The sequence below is a fragment of the Embleya sp. NPDC025285 genome (assembly GCF_055558835.1).
On record NZ_JBVHLU010000042.1, the window covers coordinates 19,824 to 43,446 of the forward strand.

16 protein-coding genes are annotated in these 23,623 nt (G+C 73.5%); 3 read left to right on the plus strand and 13 right to left on the minus strand.

All coding sequences use genetic code 11. The features are described from left to right. Positions 1–181: 181 nt before the first annotated feature. The 6 genes from ACZ4FV_RS26570 to ACZ4FV_RS26595 all read right to left on the minus strand — a co-directional run bounded on the left by ACZ4FV_RS26570 (position 182) and on the right by ACZ4FV_RS26595 (position 7,248). Entirely contained in the window at positions 182–1,033 is an 852-nt protein-coding gene (locus ACZ4FV_RS26570) for a hypothetical protein (protein WP_395872177.1), read from the minus strand. Then, positions 1,030–2,577, minus strand: coding sequence for a hypothetical protein (locus ACZ4FV_RS26575; protein ID WP_395872176.1), 1,548 nt, complete (start codon positions 2,575–2,577; stop codon positions 1,030–1,032). The genes ACZ4FV_RS26570 and ACZ4FV_RS26575 overlap by 4 nt, the downstream gene beginning before the upstream one ends. A gap of 91 nt (positions 2,578–2,668) precedes the next feature. Further along, complete coding sequence (locus ACZ4FV_RS26580) at positions 2,669–4,081, minus strand: HEAT repeat domain-containing protein (protein ID WP_395872174.1); 1,413 nt, start codon at positions 4,079–4,081, stop codon at positions 2,669–2,671. 281 nt (positions 4,082–4,362) lie between these two features. Then, complete coding sequence (locus ACZ4FV_RS26585) at positions 4,363–4,764, minus strand: hypothetical protein (protein ID WP_395872172.1); 402 nt, start codon at positions 4,762–4,764, stop codon at positions 4,363–4,365. 120 nt (positions 4,765–4,884) lie between these two features. Beyond that, positions 4,885–5,115, minus strand: coding sequence for a hypothetical protein (locus ACZ4FV_RS26590; protein ID WP_395872170.1), 231 nt, complete (start codon positions 5,113–5,115; stop codon positions 4,885–4,887). A 240-nt stretch (positions 5,116–5,355) separates the two neighbouring features. Next, the gene (locus tag ACZ4FV_RS26595; RefSeq protein ID WP_402229878.1) at positions 5,356–7,248 is read right to left on the minus strand and encodes a penicillin-binding transpeptidase domain-containing protein; all 1,893 of its coding nucleotides are present in this window, start codon (positions 7,246–7,248) and stop codon (positions 5,356–5,358) included. A 262-nt stretch (positions 7,249–7,510) separates the two neighbouring features. Between ACZ4FV_RS26595 and ACZ4FV_RS26600 the strand changes: the two genes are divergently transcribed. Further along, positions 7,511–7,879: a WhiB family transcriptional regulator gene (locus tag ACZ4FV_RS26600; protein ID WP_402229876.1), complete on the plus strand. Its 369-nt coding sequence runs from the start codon at positions 7,511–7,513 to the stop codon at positions 7,877–7,879. Positions 7,880–7,924: 45 nt separating this feature from the next. Here the strand turns inward: ACZ4FV_RS26600 and ACZ4FV_RS26605 are convergent, their stop codons facing one another. After that, positions 7,925–8,500, minus strand: a complete 576-nt coding sequence (locus ACZ4FV_RS26605) for a phosphoribosyltransferase family protein (protein WP_395872164.1) — start codon at positions 8,498–8,500, stop codon at positions 7,925–7,927. A 129-nt stretch (positions 8,501–8,629) separates the two neighbouring features. After that, positions 8,630–8,857, minus strand: a complete 228-nt coding sequence (locus ACZ4FV_RS26610; RefSeq protein ID WP_395872162.1) for a hypothetical protein — start codon at positions 8,855–8,857, stop codon at positions 8,630–8,632. 197 nt (positions 8,858–9,054) lie between these two features. Between ACZ4FV_RS26610 and ACZ4FV_RS26615 the strand changes: the two genes are divergently transcribed. Next, the gene (locus tag ACZ4FV_RS26615; RefSeq protein WP_402229872.1) at positions 9,055–11,121 is read left to right on the plus strand and encodes a serine/threonine protein kinase; all 2,067 of its coding nucleotides are present in this window, start codon (positions 9,055–9,057) and stop codon (positions 11,119–11,121) included. Positions 11,122–11,390: 269 nt separating this feature from the next. Here ACZ4FV_RS26615 and ACZ4FV_RS26620 read toward each other — a convergent pair whose 3' ends face one another. Then, complete coding sequence (locus ACZ4FV_RS26620; RefSeq protein WP_395872158.1) at positions 11,391–12,509, minus strand: DUF2637 domain-containing protein; 1,119 nt, start codon at positions 12,507–12,509, stop codon at positions 11,391–11,393. A 411-nt stretch (positions 12,510–12,920) separates the two neighbouring features. Here ACZ4FV_RS26620 and ACZ4FV_RS26625 point away from each other — a divergent pair, with 411 nt between their 5' ends. Beyond that, positions 12,921–13,814: a hypothetical protein gene (locus ACZ4FV_RS26625; protein ID WP_395872156.1), complete on the plus strand. Its 894-nt coding sequence runs from the start codon at positions 12,921–12,923 to the stop codon at positions 13,812–13,814. Positions 13,815–13,848: 34 nt separating this feature from the next. On the opposite strand, the gene ACZ4FV_RS26630 is transcribed toward ACZ4FV_RS26625, so the two are convergent. The 4 genes from ACZ4FV_RS26630 to cobC form a co-directional block, all read right to left on the minus strand. After that, a complete protein-coding gene (locus ACZ4FV_RS26630) occupies positions 13,849–14,652 on the minus strand; it encodes a TrmH family RNA methyltransferase (RefSeq protein WP_395872154.1) in 804 nt (267 codons plus the stop codon). 939 nt (positions 14,653–15,591) lie between these two features. Continuing rightward, on the minus strand, positions 15,592–16,815 hold the full coding sequence (gene cobA, locus ACZ4FV_RS26635) for a uroporphyrinogen-III C-methyltransferase (RefSeq protein ID WP_395872152.1): 1,224 nt from the start codon (positions 16,813–16,815) through the stop codon (positions 15,592–15,594). 159 nt (positions 16,816–16,974) lie between these two features. Next, positions 16,975–22,365, minus strand: coding sequence for a nicotinate-nucleotide--dimethylbenzimidazole phosphoribosyltransferase (gene cobT / locus ACZ4FV_RS26640; RefSeq protein WP_465323417.1), 5,391 nt, complete (start codon positions 22,363–22,365; stop codon positions 16,975–16,977). After that, complete coding sequence (gene cobC / locus ACZ4FV_RS26645; RefSeq protein WP_395872150.1) at positions 22,362–23,465, minus strand: Rv2231c family pyridoxal phosphate-dependent protein CobC; 1,104 nt, start codon at positions 23,463–23,465, stop codon at positions 22,362–22,364. Before cobC ends, cobT begins: the two co-directional genes overlap by 4 nt. Between the last annotated feature and the right edge of the window lie 158 nt (positions 23,466–23,623).

The following is a 23,623-nucleotide window of genomic DNA, read 5'->3' on the forward strand; positions in this document are numbered from 1 at the left end:
TCACACAGCGGTCGAACAACACAGCGAAGAACACTCGGCGGGCGAAGCGCCCGGGAACACCCGGCACCCGCCGCCCACTCGGGGCCGGACCCGGACCGGCCGAGTCCGGGACGAGCCGGCTCCGGGACGACTCGGACTCCGCGACGGGGCGAATCCCCACACCCGCCGGCCCCCGTACCCGTCAGACCCCGTGAAAGGGCAACCCGGCGCCGGGCGCCAACTCGCCGCCGTCGGTCGCGGCGGCCAGCAGGCTGGGGCTGCCGTCGGTCACCGCCACCACGCCCAGCTCGAGCAGTTCGGACATCGCCGCCGAACCGGCCGTGTCGCGCACCTGCAGCTGATAACGCGCGGTCGTGCGGTAGGTGCCGCCCGCGTCGTCGGAGACCCGGTGCAGGAAGCCCGAGTCGACCAGGAACGCAACCGCCTTGGCCACGATGCCGATGGTGGACGCGGCCAGCCGGCGGGCGTCCTTGGTCGCGCCGGTGGCGCTGCGCCGGGCGTAGACCCGCCAGGCGACCTCCAGGCCGGGGCCGTCCACCTCGGGGTCACTGATCTCGCCGCGCTGCTCGGCGCGTTCCTCCAGGCGCAGGCAGGCCTGGCGGACGAACGCGTCCACGCCGTGCACGCTGAGCCGGCCCACGTAGGCGTCGTCGGCGAGGTCCTCGGGACGTGGGAAGGCCATCGCGGCGACCGCGAGGTGGGCGAGGCCGTGCAGGAACCGGTCGGTCGACTCGGTGCCGGCCCGGCGCGCGTAGTCGCCCATCCGGACCGCGAACACCGAGTCCTCGCCGGCGGTCACCGCCATCCCGGCGCGCGGTGACACCTCCAGAACCACCAGGCCCAAACCCGCCGCTACCGCCGCGGCCAGCGCCGCGAAGCGCGGGTCCTCGCGGTGTCTGCGGATCAGGTCGGCGTACTCGGCGTCGCGCGCGGGCAGCAGCTTGGGCTGGAGGCCGTAGGCGACCAGGCGTGCGGCGTCGCCGACGTCGGCCGAGGTGATCGGCGCGGCCTCGCCGGCCGTGTCGTGGTTCATGCGGGGGTGGGGCCTTCCGGCTCGGGTCGCGCGCCGGTCAGAACCGCCGTGCCGATGATCAGGTCGGCGCCGCCGACCTCGGGGTCGTCGAGTTCGGTGCCGTCGTCGACGGCCACCAGGAGGGTGCGGTCACCCTGCCGCAGCGCGGTGCCCACCGGCGGCGAGGCCGCGTGGAAGGCCAGCAGCGCGACCAGGTAGCCGAGGTCGGGATCCGCCTCGCGGGCCTCGGCGAGCAGCCCGGAGAGCCTGCGCGGGGTCTCCGGCGGGATGTCCAGGAGCAGCGCCGCCGCGTCGTGCTGGCTCTCGCTGTAGCGGCTGTCGTCGGGGGTGAGCGACACGTCCGGCTCGGGCAGTTCGGCGCCGAGGTGGTCGCGCGGGGCGGGCGGGGTGAGCAGCATCTCGGTCAGATCGTGCAGGCGCACCGCGACCGGGGTGCGCAGACCCGTGCCCGCCGCGAAGAACCGGTCGGTCACCCGGCGTGCGTCGCCGACCGGCAACTCCAGGAGCGGGCGCAGCAGTTGCCCGTACAGGTCGAGCCCGGTGCGGGTGCTCGGCGCGGCGAACGCCTGCCGATCCTGCTCGGCGCGGAACAGCGGCCCGGCCTCCATCAGCCGGGTCTGCAACTGGGTGTGCCGGCGGATGCAGTCCTGCACGATGTCGACCAGTTCGGCCGCGCCGCGCTTGCGCTCGCTCTCCTCGGCCTCGTCCCGGGCCCGCCGGATGTTGATCAGGATCGCGTTCTCGTGCCGGTAGCGGTCGGCGACGTGCTCGAACGCCTCGTCGATGAGGTCCGGCACGGCCCGCAACCAGTCCACCGCGCGCACGTTGCGCCGGGTCGCGTCCAGCGCGCGGCGCAGCGATTCGGCGTACTGCACGGTGCGGTAGCGGGCCTGTTCGGCGGCGAACCGCGCCTCGGCCAGTCGGCCGCGCCGGATCAGGTGTTCGAGCTTGACGTCGGCGGCGATCTGCGCGCTGGTGACGTCCGTGTCCAGCGCGCCGACGAGCACGTTGATCGCCTCGTCGGTGGCGCGCAGGAAGATGTGCCCGTCCGGGCCGGGAACCTCTTCGAGCAGTTTGAAGTCGTAGTCGCGTCGGATGTACTCACCCTCGCGGGTCCACATCCCGTAGACCGCGCGAAAGCCCCGGTCGACACTGCCGACGTTGATCAGGTTCTCCAGCACCCAGCGGGCGACACGTTCGTACTCGGCGGGATCGCGTCCGGGCGCCTGCGCGGCCACCCGGGGGCGCAGCCGGGCGACGATCTCGTCGTGGTCGGCGCCGGTGTCGAAGTCCATCGTGACCGTGACCAGGTCGATCGCGGTGAGGCCGAGTTCGGCCATCGCGTAGACGGTGTACTCGCCCGCCAGGTTGGCCTTGCGCGCCTCCAGGTCGTGCAGGGGCGCGGTGCAGGCGAGGGCCTTGAGGCGGCGGGCGAGCCCCTCCTCGGTCACCCCGGAGCGCGGGTGTGCCGCGCCCGGGGGCAGCGCCGTACCGAGGGTCGGCGGCAGCTCCCCGGGCAGGACGGCTCGGGCGGAAACGGTCATGGGAGTAGAGCCTAGGACGTTCGGCCGACAGCTTCGGACACGCCCTGGGGCCCCGGGGGCCGAACGGGGGCGCGGGTCGGCGGGCGAGCGGCTACATCTCGCTCAGCCTGGCCAGCGCGGCGGTGCGCACCTCGTCGTGCTCGGCCGGGTCGCCCGCGAGTCGGCGCAGGCGCGTCACGGCCTCGGGGCGGCGCGCGTCCACGTGGCGCGCGGCGATCAGTCGGGTGTCGGCCTGGCAGTCCCACAGGGCTTCGACGGCGGTCCCGGCGGCGAACGAGGGCTCTATCCGGGCCAGGGTGCGCACCGCGCACGCGCGCAGTCCGGCGGAGGCGGCCTCCCGGTAGACGCCCCGGACCAGGTCGAGCGCGTCGACCAGGGCCAGGCGCCCTATCCCGGAGACCAGGTCGCACAGTCGGAAGTGGTCGGCCTGGTCGGTGATCGGGGCGCCGACGCGCATCGGCTCGGCCACCCGGGTGCGCAGCGCGGCCAACAGGATCGGTCCGTCGACGGGTTCCCCGGCGCCGGCCAGTATCCGTATCGCGACCTCGCCGAGCAGGTCCTCGCGGCCGGCCCAGGTGCGGGCCCGCTCGACCGCGGCCGGGCTGCGCAGCCCGCCGATGGCGTGTGCGGCGGCGAGCCGCACGCCGGTCGGCGCCTCCGGCGCCAGCGCGCCCTCGGCCAGGTCCAGGAGCGCGCCGTCGCCCTGTTCGCCCAGGTATCTCAGCGCGGCGGCCCGGGCGCCGTCGGGGCCGGCCCAGGCGGCGGCCAGGATCGCGCCCCGGTGCTCGGGGCCGGCCACGGCGCCGAGCCGTCGTCCGCACGCGAGTGATTGTCGGGGGCCGTCGGCGGCCTCGGAGAGCACCTGGTCGACGGTCTGCGCGGGCGCGGTCGGACCGGCGGGGGTCTTGACCGAGCGGGTCAACTCCCAGTTCCACCAGTCCAGGTCGACCTGCTCGACGACCGTGCGCACGCGCTCGTCCTCGGCGGCCCAGACCCGCCACGGGCGCATCCCGGTGGAGCGCTTGACGCAGTCGTAGAGCTCGTCGTCCTCGCCGCGGTCCAGGACCACCTCCAGCAGACCGGTCAGGGCCGCGTCGTGGCCGATCGCGGCGAGCCGGTCCAGCGCCTCGGGCCAGTCGCGGCCCTCCTGGACGTAGTCCCGCAGCAGCGTGATCGCGTCGGCGCGGCCCAGCCGGGCGAGGGTGCCGAGGACGGCGAGCGGGAGCGCGGTACGGTCCGCGTCCTCGTCGGTCCAGTCGTCGTCACACAGCAGGTGTCGGGCAAGGCCGTCGAGGCCGGCGTCGAGGTCCGCGTACAGGCGCGCGTAGTACAGCGACCGCGACTCGGTGGCCGGAACGGTGCGGGGATCGCGGACCACACAGCCGTCGAGCGCGTCGAGCACAGCGACGCGGTCGGCGACGAGGGCCCGCCGGGCGCCCTGACCGTGGCCGCTGCGAAGCAGGCCAAGGAGGGCGTCATGCGAGGTGATGACCGGATCGAACATGCCGCAAGCATCGGTGGCCGGCAACCCTGGAGCAACAGGATTTAGGACACATGTACCCGTTGCCCGTTGTTTCGGGGAAACCTCGTCGCTGTTTCGTCACCCGAAGCTACGAACTGTACCGACCTCGTTCGTGTGTGCGACCCGCGGGTGTGATGGGCGTACGCGCCGCGCGGGGCGATCCGCGGGCAGCCGTGCGGGGGCGACACCCACAGGGCGATCCGCCCCACCCCGGCCGGCCGACCCGGGTCGACCCCTCCGTGGCCGGGCCCGGCCGGCGCGCCTCAGTGCTGTTTGGGCACCTGGACGCGCGGCCGGTCGCGCCGGACGGTCCCGTAGTCCTCGCCGTCGAGCGGGCCGAGCACGCTCGCCGGGACGAACGACTCCATCGCCCAGGCCCGGGTCCGCACGTCGGCCGCGAAGCCGTACGCCCCCCAGACGGGCCAGCGCACGCGGGCGCGCCAGGTGCCGTCCCGGTACTGATGCCAGCTCACCAGGGTGACCTCGAGGTGCTGCCCGTCCGGAAGGACCATGCGCACGCGCGGACCCGCGGCGTGCAGATCCGCCTCCTTGCGTCGCTCGCCGATCGGGCCCGGCGGCGGCTCCCGAAGACCGGGCTCCGCGAGAGGAGGGGGCGACTCGCCGGCGGCGGTCGGATTCGGTACGACTGCGGTCTTGCTGCTCACGCGGCCATTGTGCGGCGCGGCGGCGGCGCGCCGGCCGGAAAGCGCGCCCGCACGCACGCGTCCCACCCGTACGGCGCATGCGCGCGCCACGCGAGTGGGACGGTGGGGTGGTGCGGTCGGTCAGGACACCACCCGGAGTTCGGCCGGGCCGACCACGCTCAGGCCGAGCACCGCGGCCAGGTCCTCGACCAGGTTGGCGGCCTGGTCCGGGGTCAGTCGTTCGACCGTCCACTCGTCGGTGGGGCGGCCCTGTTCGTCGGTGTGCGGGCCGAATCGCAGTTCGATCGGACGATCGGCGTCGGCGGACGGCAGCACCGGAACCCGGGCCACCAGGGTGACATTGTTCGACATGACGTCGACTCCCTTCGGAGAGCGAAAACGATCGCCGTTGTCATTGCCGGTCACCACTCACGCTCGCACCGCGTTCGGACGGTGTCCAGGTGTCTCCGGTGGCACAAGGAGCGCACGAGGCGCACCCCGACGCGTCGAAAGGCCCCGGCACGCGTCGCGCGCCGGGGCCTCGAGTCGAGCGGTTCCTTCGTGTGAGGGAATCGCCAACGGCCCGTCGCCGTATCCGATTCCCCCGGTGGGTCAGCCGAAGAAGGCCTTCACCACCGGTCCCGCCGCCGAGCCGCCGGACTTGCCCTTCTCGACCAGGACCGCGATCGCGACGTCGTCCTTGAACGCGATCATCCAGCCGTGCGTGAGGGTCTCGCCCTTCTCGTCGAACTCGGCGGTACCGGTCTTGGCGCCCACCGTGCCCGGGATGCCCTGGAGCATCTTGCCCGAGCCGTTGGCCACCACGCCCTGCATGAGCGCCTTGAGCTGACCGGCGATGGCCGGGTCCAGGTCGTGCGAGGGCACCCGTCCGGGCACGTCGTCCGGCGCGAGCACGGGCTGGTTGAACTTGCCGGAGGCGATCGTCGCGGCGACCGAGGCCATCACCAGCGGGCTGGCCAGCACCCGACCCTGGCCGATCATCGACGCGGCCTTGTCGTTCTCGCTGTTGGCCGCGGGCACCGAACCGTCGAAGGTCGCCGTGCCGACGTCCCACTTGGCGCCTATCCCGAACTGCTCGCCGGCCAGCTTGTTCAGCGTGTCGTTGTCGATCTTGGACCGGTTGCCGATGAAGGCCGTGTTGCAGGACTGCGCGAAGTCCTCCTGGAAGAGCGCGTTCGGCATCGGCTGGAGACCGTCGTAGTTCTTGAAGGTCTGGCCGTTGACCACGAGCGTGTTCTCACACGGCACCTTGTCGGTCGGCTTCAGGCCCGCCCGCAACAGCGCTCCGGAGGAGACCGTCTTGAAGGTCGAGCCCGGTGGGTACCGACCGGTGAACGCGCGGTTGTCGCCGTTCGCAGGGGTGTTCGCGGCACCCATGATCCCGCCGGTCTTGGCGTCGATCACCACGATCGAGGCGTTGTTGCCGCCGGTGACCGCCTTGAGCGCCTCCTCGGCCCGCTTCTGGGTGTTCGGGTCCAGGGTGGTCTTCAGCGGTTCGGACGGCTTGCCCTTGACGTCGACCAGGCTCGCCTTCTCGGCGCCCGCGGCATCCACGATGGTGATCTTCAGGGCCGCGGTGCCGGCCAGCTTCTTCTCGTAGCGGTACTGGAGCCCGGACGCGCCCACCGAGTCCGCCGAGGACGCGCTCGGGTCCGCGTTCTTGAGCAGGTCCGCGTTGTCGCCCGAGCCCACCGTGCCGACGATCTGCTTGGCCACGTCGCTGGTCTGCTGCGTGCCCTCCTTGACCTGGATCCCGGCCTGACCGGCCAGCTTGACCTGGCCGCCGCCGTCCCATTTCTCCTTGCGCAGGGTCACCAGCGGGAGCGACTGGTTCGGATCCGCGGCCGCGACCCGGGACTTGAGCTTGGGAATGTCCAGGTCGAACATCGGGTCGGCGAGCGCGGCGTACAGCGAGTCCGGGTTGGTGATCTTGGCGGGCCACAGGGACAACGCCACCACCGGCGTCGAGGTGGCCAGCGCCTTGCCCGAGCGGTCCAGGATCTCGCCGCGCTTGGGCAGCGTCCGGTCGCGCTTGATCTTCCCGGTGTCGGCGAGTTGGGGGTGCACGATGGTCTGCGTCCAGTGCACGGTGGACTTGCCGCTCGCGGTGACCACGGGGACCGTCGAGTCGATCTTGACCGGGTCGGCCACGCCCTTGAGGGTCAGCGTCGCGTTGTAGGTGAGCGTTGCGGGCGCGTTGTCCTTGCCCTTGGTGTACGTACCGGGCTTGTACTCGGCCTTGACGATGCCCAACTGCTTGCCGGTGGTGTCCAGCCCCTGCTGCGCCGTGGTGGGGTTGTCCGTGAAGGACGCCGCCTTCACCAGATCGCCGGCCTGCCACGCGCTCAGGAAGTTCCTGGCCGTGGTCTCGGACGTGTCCTTCTTCTCGTCACCGCCGCCACTGCACGAGGTCAACGCGGCCACCACGACGACGGACAACGCCAAGGGCACGGTCGACGGGAACCGCCGCTTCTTGCTGCCCACCAGATTCCTCCCGAACGTCCATGAACCCCCGGCGGCCCGCCGGAGGTCTTCGGTCACGCTACCCGGACCGCCGAACGACTTCGGCCATCGGGCAGCTGTACGACCGACTTGTGACCTGGTTGTTGAGGTGCTCCGAACGGGGGACGTGAGGGATCGCCCTCAACCCTTGCCGAACGGGAGCCGAATTCGCGACCGAAGGAAACCGGTCCCCCATCCGATGCGTCGGTAGGAGCATGAGGGTCCGCCGGGAAGGGGGCCCGAGTTGACCGTTGGCACCGTCGAGCAGGAGGAGAACGGGGCGATGGGGACCACACGGATCGCCATACCGACACCACCGCGTTACGGGTGGCAGGAGGACGCGGCTTGCAGGGGCCTGGACGCCGGCCTCTTCTTCGGTGACGACCAGGAGCGGCCCGGCGAGCGCCGGGCGCGCGAGCGGGTCGCCAAGAAGGTCTGCCTGTCCTGCCCCGTGCGGCGGCGCTGCCACGAGCACGCGATGTCGGTCCCGGAGCGCCGAGGTGTGTGGGCGGGTCTCGGTGAGACCGAACGCGCCGCACTGCTGCGCGAGCAGGAGCAGGAACACGCGCACGAGCACGAGCACGAGCGGGAGAAAACCACGACGGCGGCCTGATCGGGCCCGCGTCGGGCGTCGTCGGGCGCGCGGCCGGATCCGGGGTCAGGCCGGCAGGTCGTCCTCGGTGAGCAGCCCGCGCACGTCGAGTCGATCCCGCACGTGCGGCGCGCACGCGTCCACCACGACCGCCGCGCCGACCCACTCGGCGCCGGCCTCGGTGACCATCCGCCGCACGGCGCTGGCCTGCGCGCCGGTCTCGAGCCACTCGTCGACCAGGAGCACCCGATCGCCCGGTCGGAACAGCCGGCTCGGGACCACCAATGTGAGGCCACCGTCCTGGTATTCGGGCGGGGTGGCGGCACGCAGCATGGGATCGTCGCCGGGTCGTCGGCCGTCGCCGACGATCCGCCGATCCTTGCGGATCTCGACGAAGCCGACGCCCAGGTGCAGGGCCGTGATCGGACCCAGGACCAGGCCGCGCGTCTCGATGCCGACGATCAGCGTCGGCCGCGCCTCCGCGTGCAGCGCGCCCAGCCCGGGGCCCAACATCGCCAGCACCTCGGGATCGTGCCACCAGCCGGAGGCGTCGGCGAACGTGCCCCAGGGGGTCTCGCGCCAGGTGAACGCGTCCGCGAGTCGGCGCGCGATGGGTCCCACGCTGCCCTGACGGCTCGTCACCTCGGCGCACCCCGTTCCGTTCCGGCACCGGTCGTGGATCTTCGACCGGACAGGCTACCGGTGCGGGAACGATCGAATCCGCGAACCCGCCCGGGCGGCCCGCGGCACGGCGGCCGCCCGGGGGCGCGGTCAGTCCGCGCCGGGGCGGTCCAGCGGTTGTTCGACCAACGCGAGCACCCGACTGGCCATGAATCGCGCGGTCCGCACCACCGTGCCGGTGCGGGTCAGTTCGCTCACCTCGACGACTCCCCGGCGGACCGCGACGTCCACCCGGCGCCCCGCACGCGTCGCGGTCATCTCGTAGGTCTTGGTGCTGTCGCCCGCGTCGACCACTATCTCGACCCGATCGCCCTTCATACGTGCCCCCTTCGACCGATTACCTCCATCTTCTCCCACGGGTCCGACATCGACCGTCTCCCCGATGGGGGTGGTCCCGGCCCGACTCCGGGGCGCCTTACCGCGCCGGGCGCCGGGGTTCCTCTAACGTGTGTCGCACAGGGGATTCGGGCACACGACACCCGGACGACGGCACCACGCGAGGGGATCGGTCACACATGACGATGGTGCGGCTGCGACGGCAGGATCCGCGCATCGTCGGGTCCTATCGGCTGCTGCGTCGTCTCGGGGCCGGCGGCATGGGTGTGGTCTATCTCGGCGTGGACCGGCACGGCACCCGGGTCGCGCTCAAGCTGATCCGCCAGGAGCTGGCCGGAAACCCGGAGTTCCGCTCCCGCTTCGCGCGTGAGGTGGCCGCCGCGGCGATGGTGCGCGGCAACCGGACGGCCGCGCTGGTGGACGCCGACGCGGGCGCCGACCGCCCCTGGTTGGCCACCGTGTACGTCCCCGGGCCCTCGCTCCAGCGCCGAGTCGGCGAGCGCGGCCCGCTGGGCTGCCTGGACCTGGCCCGGGTCGGATCGGCGGTGGCCGACGGCCTGGTCTCCGTGCACGCGGTCGGCGTCGTACACCGCGACGTGAAGCCGTCCAACATCCTGTTGTCGCCGGACGGCCCGCAGATCATCGACTTCGGAATCGCCTACGCGGACGGCGCCGGCACCCTGACGGTGACCGGAACGGCGGTCGGCTCACCGGGATTTCTGGCCCCGGAGCAGGTGCGCGGACAGACCGTGACCCCGGCCACCGACATATTCGCGCTCGGCGTCACGCTCGCCTACGCGGGCCGCGGCGCCCCGCCGTTCGGGTCGGGACCGGTGGACGCGCTGCTGTACCGGGTCGTCCACGAGGAACCGGACCTGGAGGGCGTGCCGGAGCAGGTGGTGCCGTTGATCTCGGCCTGCCTGTCCAAGGATCCGCGGATGCGGCCCTCCGCCGAGCAGGTCCGCGAGCGGCTGGCCGCGATCGCCCGTCAGCGCGAGGCCGAACGCGGTACGCCGGCCCGCGGCCTGGAGGCGACGGCGTCGACCGCGGCGGCCTCGGTCGCGACCAAGGGTCCGGGCGGTGCGGCGCGGACCGACGGCGGCCCGACGGCCCCGGCCGCGCCGCGCGAGCGGGATCGGGATCGGGCCAGGCGCGAGGCGGCCCGTCGGGAGAGCGCGCGCCGGGACGAGGACACGCGTGCCGACCGGTCCGCGGCGGGCCGGGCCGACTCGGCTCGGGCGGATTCCGGGCGGATGCCGGTCGAGGGCCGTTCGGCGACCCGACCGGAGTCGGGTCGGCACGATTCGACCCGACCCGATGGCGGGCGACCCGACGCGCGGGGCCACGAAGGGCGCGGGCACGAAGGACGTGCACACGAGGGTCGTGGGCAGGACGGGCGTTCGACCGACGGCGGGCGGACGGACCCGGTTCGGCACGAGGCGGGGCGGGGCGATGCCGGTCGGCACGACGTCACCCGCGGCGAACGGACCGAGCGTGGTGACCCGGCGCGCGGCGCGGTGCCGGACCGCCCGGAGCGTACCGACCGCGCCGAGCGCACCGACCGTGCCGACGCCAAGCGTGCCGGCCGGGTCGACCACGGGCCGCGTTCGCGTGCCGGCACCGGCACTCCGCGTCGGCGCCGGCCGGAGGACCGACGGCGGTTGCTGATCCAGCAGTTGATCGTATTCATCGTGGTGACCGCCATCGCCGCGTTCGCCATCGCGGCGTTCCAGAACGACGGCGACGGCGGCGACGACGGCGTGAAGACCACGACCGCCGCCGAGCCCGCGCAAGCCCCGCCGGCGCCGGGACCGTTCCGGATCGGCCCGGCGCACGGCACCATCCCGATCGCCGACTGGTCCGACCGCACCTACTCGGACCCGTCCGCGGGCGGCGCCGGCGTCACCCTCGCCGACGGCACGGCGGTGGTCGGCAGCGACCGGATCACCCTCGCCGACGTGGTCCCGGCAAGCCTGGACGGCGCACCGGCGGTGATCGTGGTGCTCACCCGCTCCCCCGGCACCGGCGGCGCGGCAACCCACCTGGTCGAGCTCTTCCGGTTCGCCAATGGGACGCCGGTCGCGGTGGCGGCGCTGGCGGCGGCCGCCGATCCGCAGGCGGTGGCCACCCGATGGACGGTCACCGACGACGCGATCGTGCGCATCCGCTCCTATGTGGACGTCCCGGACGTGACCACCCGCTACGTCGTCGGCCCCGACGGCGTATTGGTCCCCGCCGGGGCATGAGGGGCCGCCCGACCGAATGGGCGAGCCCCGTCCCCCGTCCGTCCCCGTGCCGCCCGGCATCCTGATCGCCGAACCGGACCGAACCGGCGCGGGGCGCGAGACAAGCAGGCGCGAGACGGCCGTGCCGATTCGCCCGAGCCCGGACGACGACCACCGGACACCCACCACCGACCGACACGACACGACGAGGGGCACCCGGCCGAAGCCGGGTGCCCCTCGTCGTGGATCGGATCACATCTCGTCGGGTGAGCGGATCGTGCTGCCCGGCCTCAGCCGAACTGGCGCTCCAGGTCCTTCAGTTTGCGCTCCAGCGAGTCGAGCCGGGGCAGCGTCATCGTGTCGTCCTCGGCAGTGAGGTCGATGACGTCGCGGCGCTCGCCACCGGTGCCGGCAGTCGCCGCCGGGAGCTCGCTCGCGCGCGCGGAGGGGGCAAGAGCCGGACGGCCGGAAGGGTTGTTCGAGTCGGCTGAGCCGCCGTGGCCGGAAACGTCGTTTCCGGCTATAGCAGGCTCCGAGAGTGCTTCGGAGCCGCCACCTCCCGGCAGAGCAGCCATTTCCTGACGCGCGGCACCGCGACGGCCGAAGTGGCCGCCACCCTCGCCGCGACTGAGCGCCTTGAGCTGCGCGCGCTCGCGCTTGCCGTCGATCCGACGACGCTCGCGATCGTCCTGCTTGGCACGCTTGTCCTCGCGGACCTCCTCGACGGCCTCGTCGAGGGTGCGCACGCCTTCGAGCAGCATGAGCGACCACGCGTTGAACGTCTCGTGCGGGGCACGGAGCCACCGCACGATCCGGATCTGCGGCAACGGACGCGGGACCAGGCCCTGTTCGCGCAACGCGGCCCGACGGGTCTGCTTGAGCGCACGGTCGAACAGGACGGCCGCGGAGAGCGACATGCCGGCGAAGAACTGCGGGGCACCGGCGTGCATGTCGCCACGCGGCGCGTGCACCCAGTTGAACCAGGCCGAGGCACCCGCGAACGTCCAGACGAGTATCCGCGAACCGAGCGCCGCGTCGCCGTGGCTGGCCTCGCGCACCGCGAGCACGGAGCAGAACATCGCCGCCCCGTCGAGCCCGAACGGCACCAGGTATTCCCAGCCGTTGGCCAACCCGAGGTTCTCCCGGCCGAAGCCGACCAGGCCGTGGAACGACAGCGCGGCCGCGACACCGGCGCAGACGAACAGCAGGGTGTACGAGGCGACCCCGTACATCAGCTCCTTGCGCCGCCGACGGTCCTGCTCACGCTCCCAGTTGTCGGATCCTTCCCCGGTATCCGTCGCGTCGGCCTTGCGGCGTCGGACGACCAGATACGCCACAAGCGCCATAAGGGCGACCAGTTCCGCCAAGCCGACGAGGGCCCAGGCCAGGGGTACACCCATGATCTCCAACGAGCTTTGCCTCGCTTCCCGTTCCTGATCCGATTGCGCGGCGCCCCATACTGGCGGAATTTCGCCTGGTGCGGGTCGAATCCACCGAATATCCCGCGTGTGGGTGACAGGACATTCCCCTGCACAACCACTTTTTCGGCCGCCCGTGCGACCCCAACAGGCCACTGCGCCAATTAGGGCGACGCTCGACCGTACTGCACTTCCGCGCACACGCTAGTCCAAGATCACATTCGATCGAAATTGGCATGACACGATCGGCATGTCCTGGGAGAAATTAGGGAAGGGCCTTGCGCCCAATTCCGAACGATCGGAAGAAACATCTCAATAGACATAAGAAAGAGGAAACAGATCACTACCAACCAAACACACAATGACGGGCGTTCGGGTGCAAAAACGGACGCGGATGATCGGATGAAACTGCATCGGACCGCCGCCTACCTGGACGGACGACCGTACACGCTGATCACGTTGCGACCGTCCACCACGGCCCGATTCGCCGTCAACCACTTCCACGACTCCTGGCACGTGCTGTCCGACCAGGCCGGGGCCCGGCTGTTCGCCCGGCTGTTGTGGGGCCTGGCCTACGGGCGGCACGAGAACACTCTCGTGGTGATCGATCGACGGTTCCTGACCCCGACCCCGTTCGAGGCCGAACCGTCGTTGCCCATCGTGCTGTTCGCGACCGAGCGCACACCCTTCGGTGGCCGGGCCGCACGCGACCTGCGCAGACTGTTGCCCGCGCCGGCCACCCCGCACGGCACCGTGCGCTGGCAAACCCACGGCCTGACCGCGGCACTCGCCGACCGGGAGGCGTGGCAGCAGGAGCATCCGGAGCCGCCCTGGGATTGGGAGCGGGAGCGCCGACTCAAGCGCAAACGGCACCATACGGTGCGTGACGGACTGTTGGTCCTGCCCGGGAACACCGACGCGCTGCTGCGCGAGGCCGTGCTGATCGCAAGCCTCGAGGTGTCCGCGAAGGCGCCGATGGCCTACGAGTACCTGCACCACTACGAGTTCCAGATCTTCCACGACTTCCGGCGCCGGGTCAGCGCGGCCCGCACCGCGCGCCGCGAGATCGGGTCGCTGCCGGTGCCGCCGGACCGGCACGCCGGCCCGGGCTACCACGAGGGCGACCTGGTCCGCCGACACATCTGGGTCCGGGGCACCGAGATCCGCAAGGAGCGGATGCGCGGGCGCCGTGTGGTCCACCGGCCGGCGCTCTACCAGACCCGCTCGATCAACGAGATCCAGCGCTCGGGCCCGACCCCGGGCGAACGCCGGGAGGCCGACCCCACCGACGAGTGAACCGGCTCACCCGGGTCCGGCCGGGTCGGCCGGTTCAGCCGAACGTCACCGCGTAGAAGGCGACCGCCGCCGCGGCGCCCACGTTGAGCGAGTCGACCCCGTGCGACATCGGGATCCGCACCAGCCGATCGGACGCGGCCAGCGCCTTGGCGGTCAGCCCGGGCCCCTCGGCACCGAGCATCAGCGCGCACCGGTCCAGATCCGCCGCGGGCAGTGCGTTGAGCGCGACCGACCCCTCGGCGGGAGTCAGCGCGAGCAGCGTCAGACCGGCTCCGCGCAACACGTCCAGCCCCCCGGGCCACGGCTCGAGTCGGGCGTAGGGCACCGAGAACACCGCCCCCATCGAGACCTTCACCGAACGCCGGTACAGCGGGTCCGCGCAGTCCGGCGACAACAACACGGCGTCCATGCCCAGCGCCGCCGCGCCCCGGAAGATCGCGCCCACGTTGGTGTGGTCGTTGACGCCCTCCAGAACCGCGACCCGCCGCGCCCCGGCCACCACATCGGCCGCCGCCGGCAACGGCTTGCGGCCCATCGAGGCGAGCGCGCCGCGATGTACCTGATAGCCCGTCACCTGCTCGACCACATCCGGACTGCCCACATACACCGGCACATCGGCGGCCTCGATCACATCCGCCATCGTCTCGATCCAACGCTCCGACAGCAGCATCGACCGCATCGGGTAACCCGCCGCGAGCGCCCGACGAATCACCTTCTCGCCCTCCGCCATGAACAGCCCCTCGGCCGGTTCACGACGACGGCGCAGCTCCACATCGGTCAGATCGGTGTAATCCACAAGCCGCGGGTCGGCACAGTCGTCAAGCAAAATCACGGACACCCCCTCAGTCTCCCAGCCCACCCGACACCCCCCGACAGCCCACCCACCGCCCCATGGCCCGGCACGCGACGCACCGTCCGGCAACCAACCCGCCTCGCCGGCCCGCGACCCGCCTCGCCGGCACCGACCTCGCCCATCCGTCCACCGACAACCCGTCCGACAGGCCCCTCCCTCAGCCCGTCCCCCGCACCCGCTCAGCCCGTCCGGCGCCTGAGGACGCCCACCGCAGCTGCCTGCCGGCAGCCGCAGCCACCGCACCCCGAGCGCACCAATCCAGCCCACCCGGCGTTAGAGGACACCCACCGCAGGCACCCGCGACCCGCGACCACCCGCCCGACCCCACCAAACTCAGCCCGTCCAGCGCCTGAGGACGCTCGCCACAGGCGCCCGCCAACCGCAACCACCGCACCTTGAAGGCCCCAATCCAGCCCGTCCGGCGTTTGAGGACAAACGAGCCACAGGCCCACCTCCCCCAGCCCGTCCCCCGCACCCACTCAGCCCATCCGGCGCCTGAGAACGCTCACCGCAGGCGCCCGCCAACCGCAACCACCGCACCTTGAGGGCCGCAGACCAGCCCGTCCGGCGTTTGAGGACAAACGAGCCACAGGCCCACCTCCCCCAGCCCGTCCCCCGCACCCACTCAGCCCGTCCGGCGCCTGAGAACGCTCACCGCAGGCGCCCGCCAACCGCAACCACCGCGCACCTTGAGGGCCCCAATCCAGCCCGTCCGGCGTTTGAGGACACCCACCGCAGGCACCCGCGACCCGCAACCACCGCACCTTGAAGGCCCCAATCCAGCCCGTCCGGCGTTTGAGGACACCCACCGCAGGCACCCGCGACCCGCAACCACCGCACCTTGAGGGCACCGATCCGCCCGTCCGGCGTTTGAGGACCAACGGACCACAGGCCCCCTCACCTCCGTAGCCGCCAGGCAACCGTTCAGCCCGTGATCGCGACCACGTCACCGACCACCACGATGGCCGGAGGCCGAATGCCCTCCGCCACCACGTCGGCCGCAGCCGAAGCCAGCGTCGTGCGCAACACCCTCTGGGTGGCCATCGTGCCCTCCTGGATCACCGCCACCGGCGTGTCCGCCGCCCGCCCGTGCGCCACCAGCGTCGCGGTGATCGGCCCGAGCCGCTCCACCGCCATCAGCAGTACGAGCGTCCCGCGCAGCCGCGCGAGCGCCGTCCAGTCCACCAGCGAGCGCGGGTCCTCCGGCGCGACGTGCCCCGAGACCACGGCGAACTCGTGCGCGACGCCCCGGTGCGTGACCGGGATGCCGGCTATCGCCGGCACCGAGATCGCGCTGGTGATGCCCGGCACCACCTGGCACGGCACCCCCGCCTCGGCGCACGCGAGCGCCTCCTCGAAGCCCCGGCCGAAGACGTAGTTGTCGCCGCCCTTGAGCCGGACCACGAACCGCCCCGCCTTGGCGTGCTCGATCATCGCGTCGTTGATCGCCTCCTGGGCCATTGCCCGCCCGTACGGGATCTTCGCCGCGTCGATCACCTCGACGTGCGGCGGCAACTCGCCCAGCAGCGCGCGTGGGCCCAGCCGGTCGGCGATCACCACGTCGGCCTCGGCGAGCAGTCGCCGACCACGCACGGTGATCAGGTCCGGATCGCCGGGGCCGCCACCGACCAGGGCCACGCCCGGAAGCACACCGACCGGGCGCTCCCCCCGTGCGGCCAACGAGCCGTCGTGCAGGCCCTCGACGATGCGATCCCGCACGCCCGCCGCGCGCCGGGGGTCGCCGCCCGCGAGCACCGCCACGGTGAGTCCGTCGTGCCGGCCGCTCGCCGGTGTCCACGCGCTGGCGTGCGACGCGTCGTCGCAGCGCACGCAGAACACCCGCAGCGCCTCGGCGTCGGCGGCCACCGCCTCGTTGACCTCGGCCAGGTCGGTTGCGGCCAGCGCGTACCACGCGCCGTCCAGGTCACCGGGCGCGTAGGCGCGCCGCGCCCACCGCAGCTCGCCGCCGGTCGCCATGCCCTCGACGGCCGGCGTCGCCTCGGGGGCGACCACGAGTACGTCCGCGCCGGCGTCGAGCAGTGCGGGCAGGCGGCGCTGGGCGACCGTACCGGCGCCGACCACGACGACCCGGCGCCCTTCCAGGCGCAGGCCGGCGAGATAGGCGGGAGGACCAGGAAGTCGGGACATCGTTCTCACTTTTCGGGTGGGGCTGGGTGCTCTGGGTACGGGTTCTCGGGTCTTGGGTCTTGGGTCTCGGGTTCTCGGCGTTTTCCCGCGCGGAAAGGGCACCTCTGCCACTCCATCGTGGCCGAGGTGCCCTTCGGCTGCTGCGGGCGGGGGTCGAAATCAGTCGGTTTTGCCGCTGACTCCCGCCGAGTCGAACGTGGCCACATCGTGCAGTACGCGGACCGCGCTCTGCACCAGGGGCAGCGCGAGTACCGCGCCGGTGCCCTCGCCGAGCCGCATCTCCAGCTCGACGAGCGGACGCAACGACAACTTCGCCAGGGCCGCCGCGTGGCCGGGCTCGGCCGAACGGTGGCCCGCGACACAGGCCTGGATCGCCTCCGGCGCGATCGCCTGCGCGACCAGCGCCGCCGCGCCGGCGATCACGCCGTCGAGCACCACCGGGACGCGCAGCGCCGCCGCGCCGATGATGTAGCCGGCGATCGCCGCGTGCTCGAGACCGCCGACCGCGGCCAATACTCCGATCGGGTCACCCGGGTCGGGTTCGTGCCGCGCGAGGGCCGCCTTGACCACTTCGATCTTGCGCCGGTGCGTCGCATCGTCGATCCCGGTGCCCCGTCCGGTCACCTCGGCCACGTCCATGCCCGTGAACACCGAGATCAGCGCGGCGGACGCGGTCGTGTTGGCGATGCCCATGTCGCCGGTGAGCAGGCCCCGGTTACCGGCGGTGACCAGGTCGCGCGCGGTCTCGATGCCGACCTCGATCGCCGCGACGGCCTCCTCGCGGGTCATCGCGAGACCCTGGGTCATGTCGCCGGTGCCCGGCCGGATCCGGCGCGGGAGCAGTCCGGACGCCTGCGGCAGCTCGGTCGCGACGCCGACGTCCACGACGCACACCCCGACGCCGATCTGCTTGGCGAACGCGTTGACCACCGCGCCGCCGGCGAGGAAGTTGCCCACCATCTGCGCGGTGACCTCCTGCGGCCACGGCGACACGCCCTGCGCGTGCACGCCGTGGTCGGCGGCGAACACCGCGACGGCGGCGGGCTCGGGGATCGGCGGCGGGAAGGTCCGGGCCAGGCCGGACAACTGCGCGCCGATCGTCTCCAGGATGCCCAGCGAGCCCGGCGGCTTGGTCATCACGCGCTGGTGCTCCCAGGCCGCGCCCAGCGCCTTGGCGTCGAGCGGTCGGACCGAGTGGAGCGTCTCGTCGAGCAGGCTGACCGGTTCCTCGCCGGGCAGGCCGCGCCGGCCGTACGTCTCCTCGTGCACCACCCAGGACAGCGGCCGGGCCTTGGCCCAGCCCGACGTGGCCAGCTCCGGCTCGTCCGGGAAGGCGTCCACATAGCCGACGCACAGGTAGGCGACCACGTCGATGTGGTCCGGCAGCCCGAGCGCCGTGGCGAGCTCGCGCTCGTCGAAGAAGCTCACCCAGCCCACGCCCAGGCCCTCGGCCCGCGCGGCCAGCCACAGGTTCTCCACCGCGAGCGCGCTGGAGTACGGGCCCATCTGCGGCTGGGTGTGCCGACCGAGCGTGTGCCGACCGCCGCGTGTGGAGTCCACGGTGACCACGATGTTGACCGGGGTCTCCAGGATGGCCTCGACCTTGATCTCCAGGAACTGCTTGGCCCGGGCCTTGGGCAGTGAGGTCGCGTACGCCTCGCGCTGCCGCTGGGCCAGTTCCTGAACGGTGACCCGGGTCTCCTCGGAGCGGATCACCACGAAGTCCCAAGGCTGCGAGTAGCCGACGCTGGGCGCCGCGTGCGCGGCCTCCAGTACCCGCACCAGCACGTCGTCCGGCACCGGATCCGGTCGGAAACCGGCCCGGACGTCCCGGCGCTCGCGCATCACCCGATGCACCGCCTCGCGCGCCGCGTCGTCGTAGCCGGGCGCGGCCGGGCCACGCTCGACCTCCGGCTCCGGCTCCGGCTCCTGCTCCTGTTCCGACGTGGCGGCGGCCTCGGGCTCGGCCGACCCCTCGGCCGGCTCCTGGACCGGCGCGCTCGCGTCGGGCGTCGCCGACTCGGCCGCGACCGCCTCCGGCGTCGGCTCCTCGGCCGGTGCCGGCGCGGAACCGTCCGCCGCCGCTGCCGGTTCGGCTACGACCGGCCGTTCGGCGGCGGGCAGCAGCACGGTGACTGCGGTCGCCGAGGCGGGCTCGCGCGCCGCGTCACCGTCGGTCGCCGCGGCATCGTCGCCGGTCGCCGGCGCGTCACCCGCAGGCGCCTCGCCGGCGGGCTCGTTCGACGTGGACCCGATCGGAACCGCTGCCTCCGCCGCGACCTCCTCGGCCGGGCCGCCCTGAGCCGGGCCGCCCTGAGCCGGGCCGGCCTGAGCCGCTCCGCCCTGAGCCGGTGCGATCGGCAGGGCGCCGACCGGATCGGCCGGGGGCGGCGGAATCCTGGGGATCTCGCCGGTTCCGGCAACGGCCGCGGGCTGCGGCTGCCGATCCGGCTCGGCGGTGGGCGTCGGCTCGGGGCCTTGCATGGCGGTGCCTTCGTCGGACATACGTGGAACTGCCGGGTCGGCGACGGCCGATCCGGCCGGCCCGGCCGTGAGCGGACCGGCGGCCGGCGCGGCCTCGGTCGGCGTCGTTCCCGCGACGGGCTCGGGGGCCGTCGCGGGCGCCTGCTGCTCGCCGGCGGCCTGCGGAGCGGGGATCTCCTCCGCGACCTGCTCCGCCGCGCTGGACGGCGTGGTCGGTCCGGCGGGTGTGGGCCCGGCCGGCTCGCCGACGACCGGCGCCTCGTTCGGGAGTGCGGCCGGGGTCGAGTCGGCCGACGCGTCGTCCGCGGGAGCGACCGGAGTCGCCTCGGCGGATGCCTCGCCCGTGGCGACCGCGACCGGCGCGGCCTCGGCGACCGCTTCGACGGCGCCACCGGCCGCCGGTTGCTCCGCCGGCGCGGCGACCGGAACAGCCTCGGCGACGGGCGGTGCCTCGCCCGACTGCTCGGCGCCCCGATCCTGCGCGGACGACTCGGCCGAAGCCGCCTCGGCCCCGGTGGGTTCGACGGACGCGGCCTGCTCGGTCCAGGCAGCGACAGTCGGCGCGGTCGGCGCGACCGGCACGGCCTGTGCCACCGACGTGGCCGGCTCGACGGGCGCGGTCGGCCCGGTCGACACCGCCGGTGCGGTCGGCGCCGGCTGTACGGACGGTCCGGTCGGCTCGGTCGGCGCCGTCGGCGTGACCGAATCGGCCTGCGCGACCGGTGCCGACGCTTCCCCGGTGGCCGTGGCCGCGACCGGCTCGGCCGGTGCCGACTCGACATCCGGCTCCCCGACCACCGTCGCCGCCGGGCTCGGGCCGGGCGCCTCGGACGCGCCGGCCTCCGGCGCGACCACGTCGACGCCACCGGCCTCGACCTGCGACCCGGCCGGCTGTACGCCCGCCGTGCCGGTCTCGACCGGGGTGGTCGGCTCGGTCGGCGCCGCGACCGAACCCTCGGACGGCGCCTCCACCGCAACCGGCGTCGCCGGCACGGCCGTCGCGACCGGAGCGGCCTCCGCCGGCGCCTCGGTCGCCGACGAACCCTCGTTCGCCGCCGGCGACTCGACCGGCTCGGCGACGGGTTCGACCGGCTCGGCAGTCGGCGATGCCGCCGCGGTCTCCTCCGCGACCTGCGCGATGACCGGCTCTGGCGGTGGGACCGGACCGATCGGCCCTTCGACAACGGGAGTCGCCCCGTGCTCACCGGACTCGGCCGAGGCCGACCCGGTCTCGGGCTTGCGTCGCCGACCCCCGCTGCCTTCCGGCACGACGGGCGTGACGGGCGCGACCGGCGGCACCGGCTCGGCCGCCACCGGCGGTTCGGCGTTCTCCTGCGCGGCGTTCTCCTGCTGTGCGGCAACAACGGACGGCCCGGCCTCGGCCACGGCCTGCTCCGGCGCCGACGGGACCTGCGGTGCGGACTCCGGCGCACTCGCGGGCTCGACCGCCTGCGGTGGCGCGTCCGCCACACCCGGCGGCACCGAACCGGCCGCCTCCGCGCCGCCGATCGGCCCGGCGACAGGCGTGGGCGCGGCGGGCGTGGGCGCGGCGGGCTGCGGAGCGGTCTGTCCGGACAAGGCGGTGACGACCGCGTCCGGCGCGGCCTGGACGAACCTGGGATGCGCGGGCTGCGGCGGCACACCCGGCAACGGTTGCGGTATGGCAGGCGCGGTAACCCCCTGCGCGGGCGCGGCCGGCGGCGCGGGCCGCTCGGCGATCGGCGCGACCGGCGGCGGTTCGACGGGCGCCGGCGCGGGCGGCTGCGGCGCGGTGGCCTGCGGCGGTACCACCGGCAGCGCCTGCGCCGGCGTCGCCTGTGCGGGGATGCCGGTGTTCACCGCGTCGCCCACGGGATGCGCGCCACTGTGCGGGCCGGTCTGCTGCGGCACCGGGCCGCGCCCCACCCGACGCTGGCGTCGCGGCGGCAGCGTGGTGCGCTGCGGCACGGCGGCGGCTACCGGGAACGGCGGGGTGTCCGCCGGATTGCCGCCGACCGGCTGCGCCGGCTGCTGCGGTGCCACCGGCTCCTGGACCTGCCGAGATTCCTGCGTCTGCTGGACCTGTTGGAGCGGCGCCTGCTGGACCGGCTGCGGCTGGTCCGCGCTCTGCGCCGCACGCACGCGCTGCCGCAACCGCCCACCACCGGTCCCGGGCTGCTCGGCGAACGCACCGGGCACCGGACCACCGGCCGGGTTCGGCACCGGGCTCGGCGTCGCACCCGGCGTCACATTCGGGGTCGCTTCGGCCCCGGCCTCGACCGGCGCGCGATCCGGCGCCGGCGGTACGTCCGAGCCGTACCCGGCGACCGCCTGCGCGGCGGCCGGCGGCACGAACTGCGGCGCAACGAACTGCGGTGCGGCGGGCGGCGGTACGACGGGCGGCGCCTGCGCAGGCAGCGGGGCGGGCACACCGGGTACCTGCACCTCCGGTACGGCCGCACCCTGGACCGGCCCGCCCTGCACCGGGCCGCCCTGCACCGGGCCGCCCTGCGCGGGCACGCCCTGGATCGGCGCTCCCTGCACGGGACCGCCCTGCACGGGACCGCCCTGCACCGGACCACCCTGGGCCGGCGCCGGGTAGGGCTCGGCCACGCCCTGCGGCGCGCCGTACTCCCCGGGGCCGAATCCCTGGACCGGCTGCGGGACTTCCTGATGCGGTGTCATGGGACCGGGCGGATACGGGATCTGACCGGCCGTCATCGGCGCGACCTGGGTCACCGGCAATTCCGGCTCGTCGATGATCATCGCGGCGAACATGCCGGACTGCGGGCCGGGCACGGCGTCGTACGCCTGCTCGACCGGAGGCACCGGAACCTGTCCCGAGGCGTCGTCGCCGGCCGCGGCCATCCGGTCGGCCAGGGACATCCCCGGCGCGCCCGTGACCGCAGCGTTCGGATCGGCCCAGCCGGCCTGCGGCCCCGGCATCAACAGCGAGTCCTCGTCGTCCAGATCGTCGTACGGATACGGACCGGCCGGTTCCCCCACCGGGCCGGTGCCGGCGGCGTGCCTGGCGGGGCCAGGGCCTACGCCCTCCCCGGCAGGTCGGCGCTCGTCGGCTTCGCTCATCTAACTACTCCTTCCAGGGCAGCCGCGAAGGCCAGCGTCGTGGCACGATCCCGCACCGCGATCCGAAGCCAGTCCGGACCCAGGCCCGGAAAGGTGTCGGCCCGCCGAACCGCGTAGCCTCGCTCCCTCAGCTGCTCGCGGATCTCTGGGCCCCCCTCGATCCGCGCGAGCACGAACGAGGACCGGGGAACGACCGGTAGCCGCATCCCCGAAAGCGTGCGCAGCCTCTCCACGAGGTACGAACGGTCAGCCGCGAGCGTAACGGCCAACGCCTCCGCCTGCGCGAGCGCCTCCGGCGTGCAGCACGCCTCGGCGGCGATCAACGCCGGTGTCGACACCGACCACAACGGCTGAGCGTCCGTGAGGATGCGCACCAGATCCGGGGAAGCCAGGACGTAACCGATCCGAAGTCCGGCCAACGCCCAGGTTTTCGTGAGACTTCGCACAACCACGAGCCCGGGCAGGTCGCGTCGGTGCGCCACACTTTCGAGTTCGCCGGGAATGGTGTCGGCGAACGCCTCGTCGACCACCAGGATCCGGCCGGGACGTGCCAGCGCGGCGATGGTCGCCGCCGGGTGCAGCACCGAAGTGGGGTTGGTGGGGTTGCCCAGAACCACCAGATCGGCCTCGTCGGGGATCCGGGCCGGGTCCAGCACGAAGCCGCTCTCCGCGTCGAGCAGCACCCGGTGCACGGTGTGTCCGGCGGCCCGCAGCGCGGCCTCGGGCTCGGTGAACTGCGGGTGCACGACCACCGCGTGACGCGGGGTCAGCGCCCGGGCGAGCAGTACGAACGCCTCGGCGGCGCCCGCCGTGGGCAACACCTCGGCGCTCGGCCGCCGGTGCCGCGCGGCGATCGCGGCCCGGGCCCGACCGGTGTCGGGATAGGCGGCCAGGTCGGACAGGCTCGCGGTGAGCCGGTGCACCAGCCACGGCGGCGGGGCCGCGAGGCGCACGTTGACCGCGAGGTCGACCAGGCCCGGTCCGATCTCGGCGTCGCCGTGATGGCGCAGATCCACGTCCGGTTCGACGCGCGCGCCCGGTGTGCCGTCCCGTTCGTCGGGAGTGGGACCGTCGAGTTCCGTCATCGCGTCATTGCCCATGTCCGTGGTTCCCGTACCCCTGCCCGGTGCCCCTGCCCCGCCCGTGTCGTTCGTGTCCATGATGGTGGTGATGGTGCCCGGTCCGACGGCCGGGGTCCCGGCGTTGACCGTGAGCCGGCACTTCCCGACCGTTTCGCCGGGCGAACTCGACCGCCCCG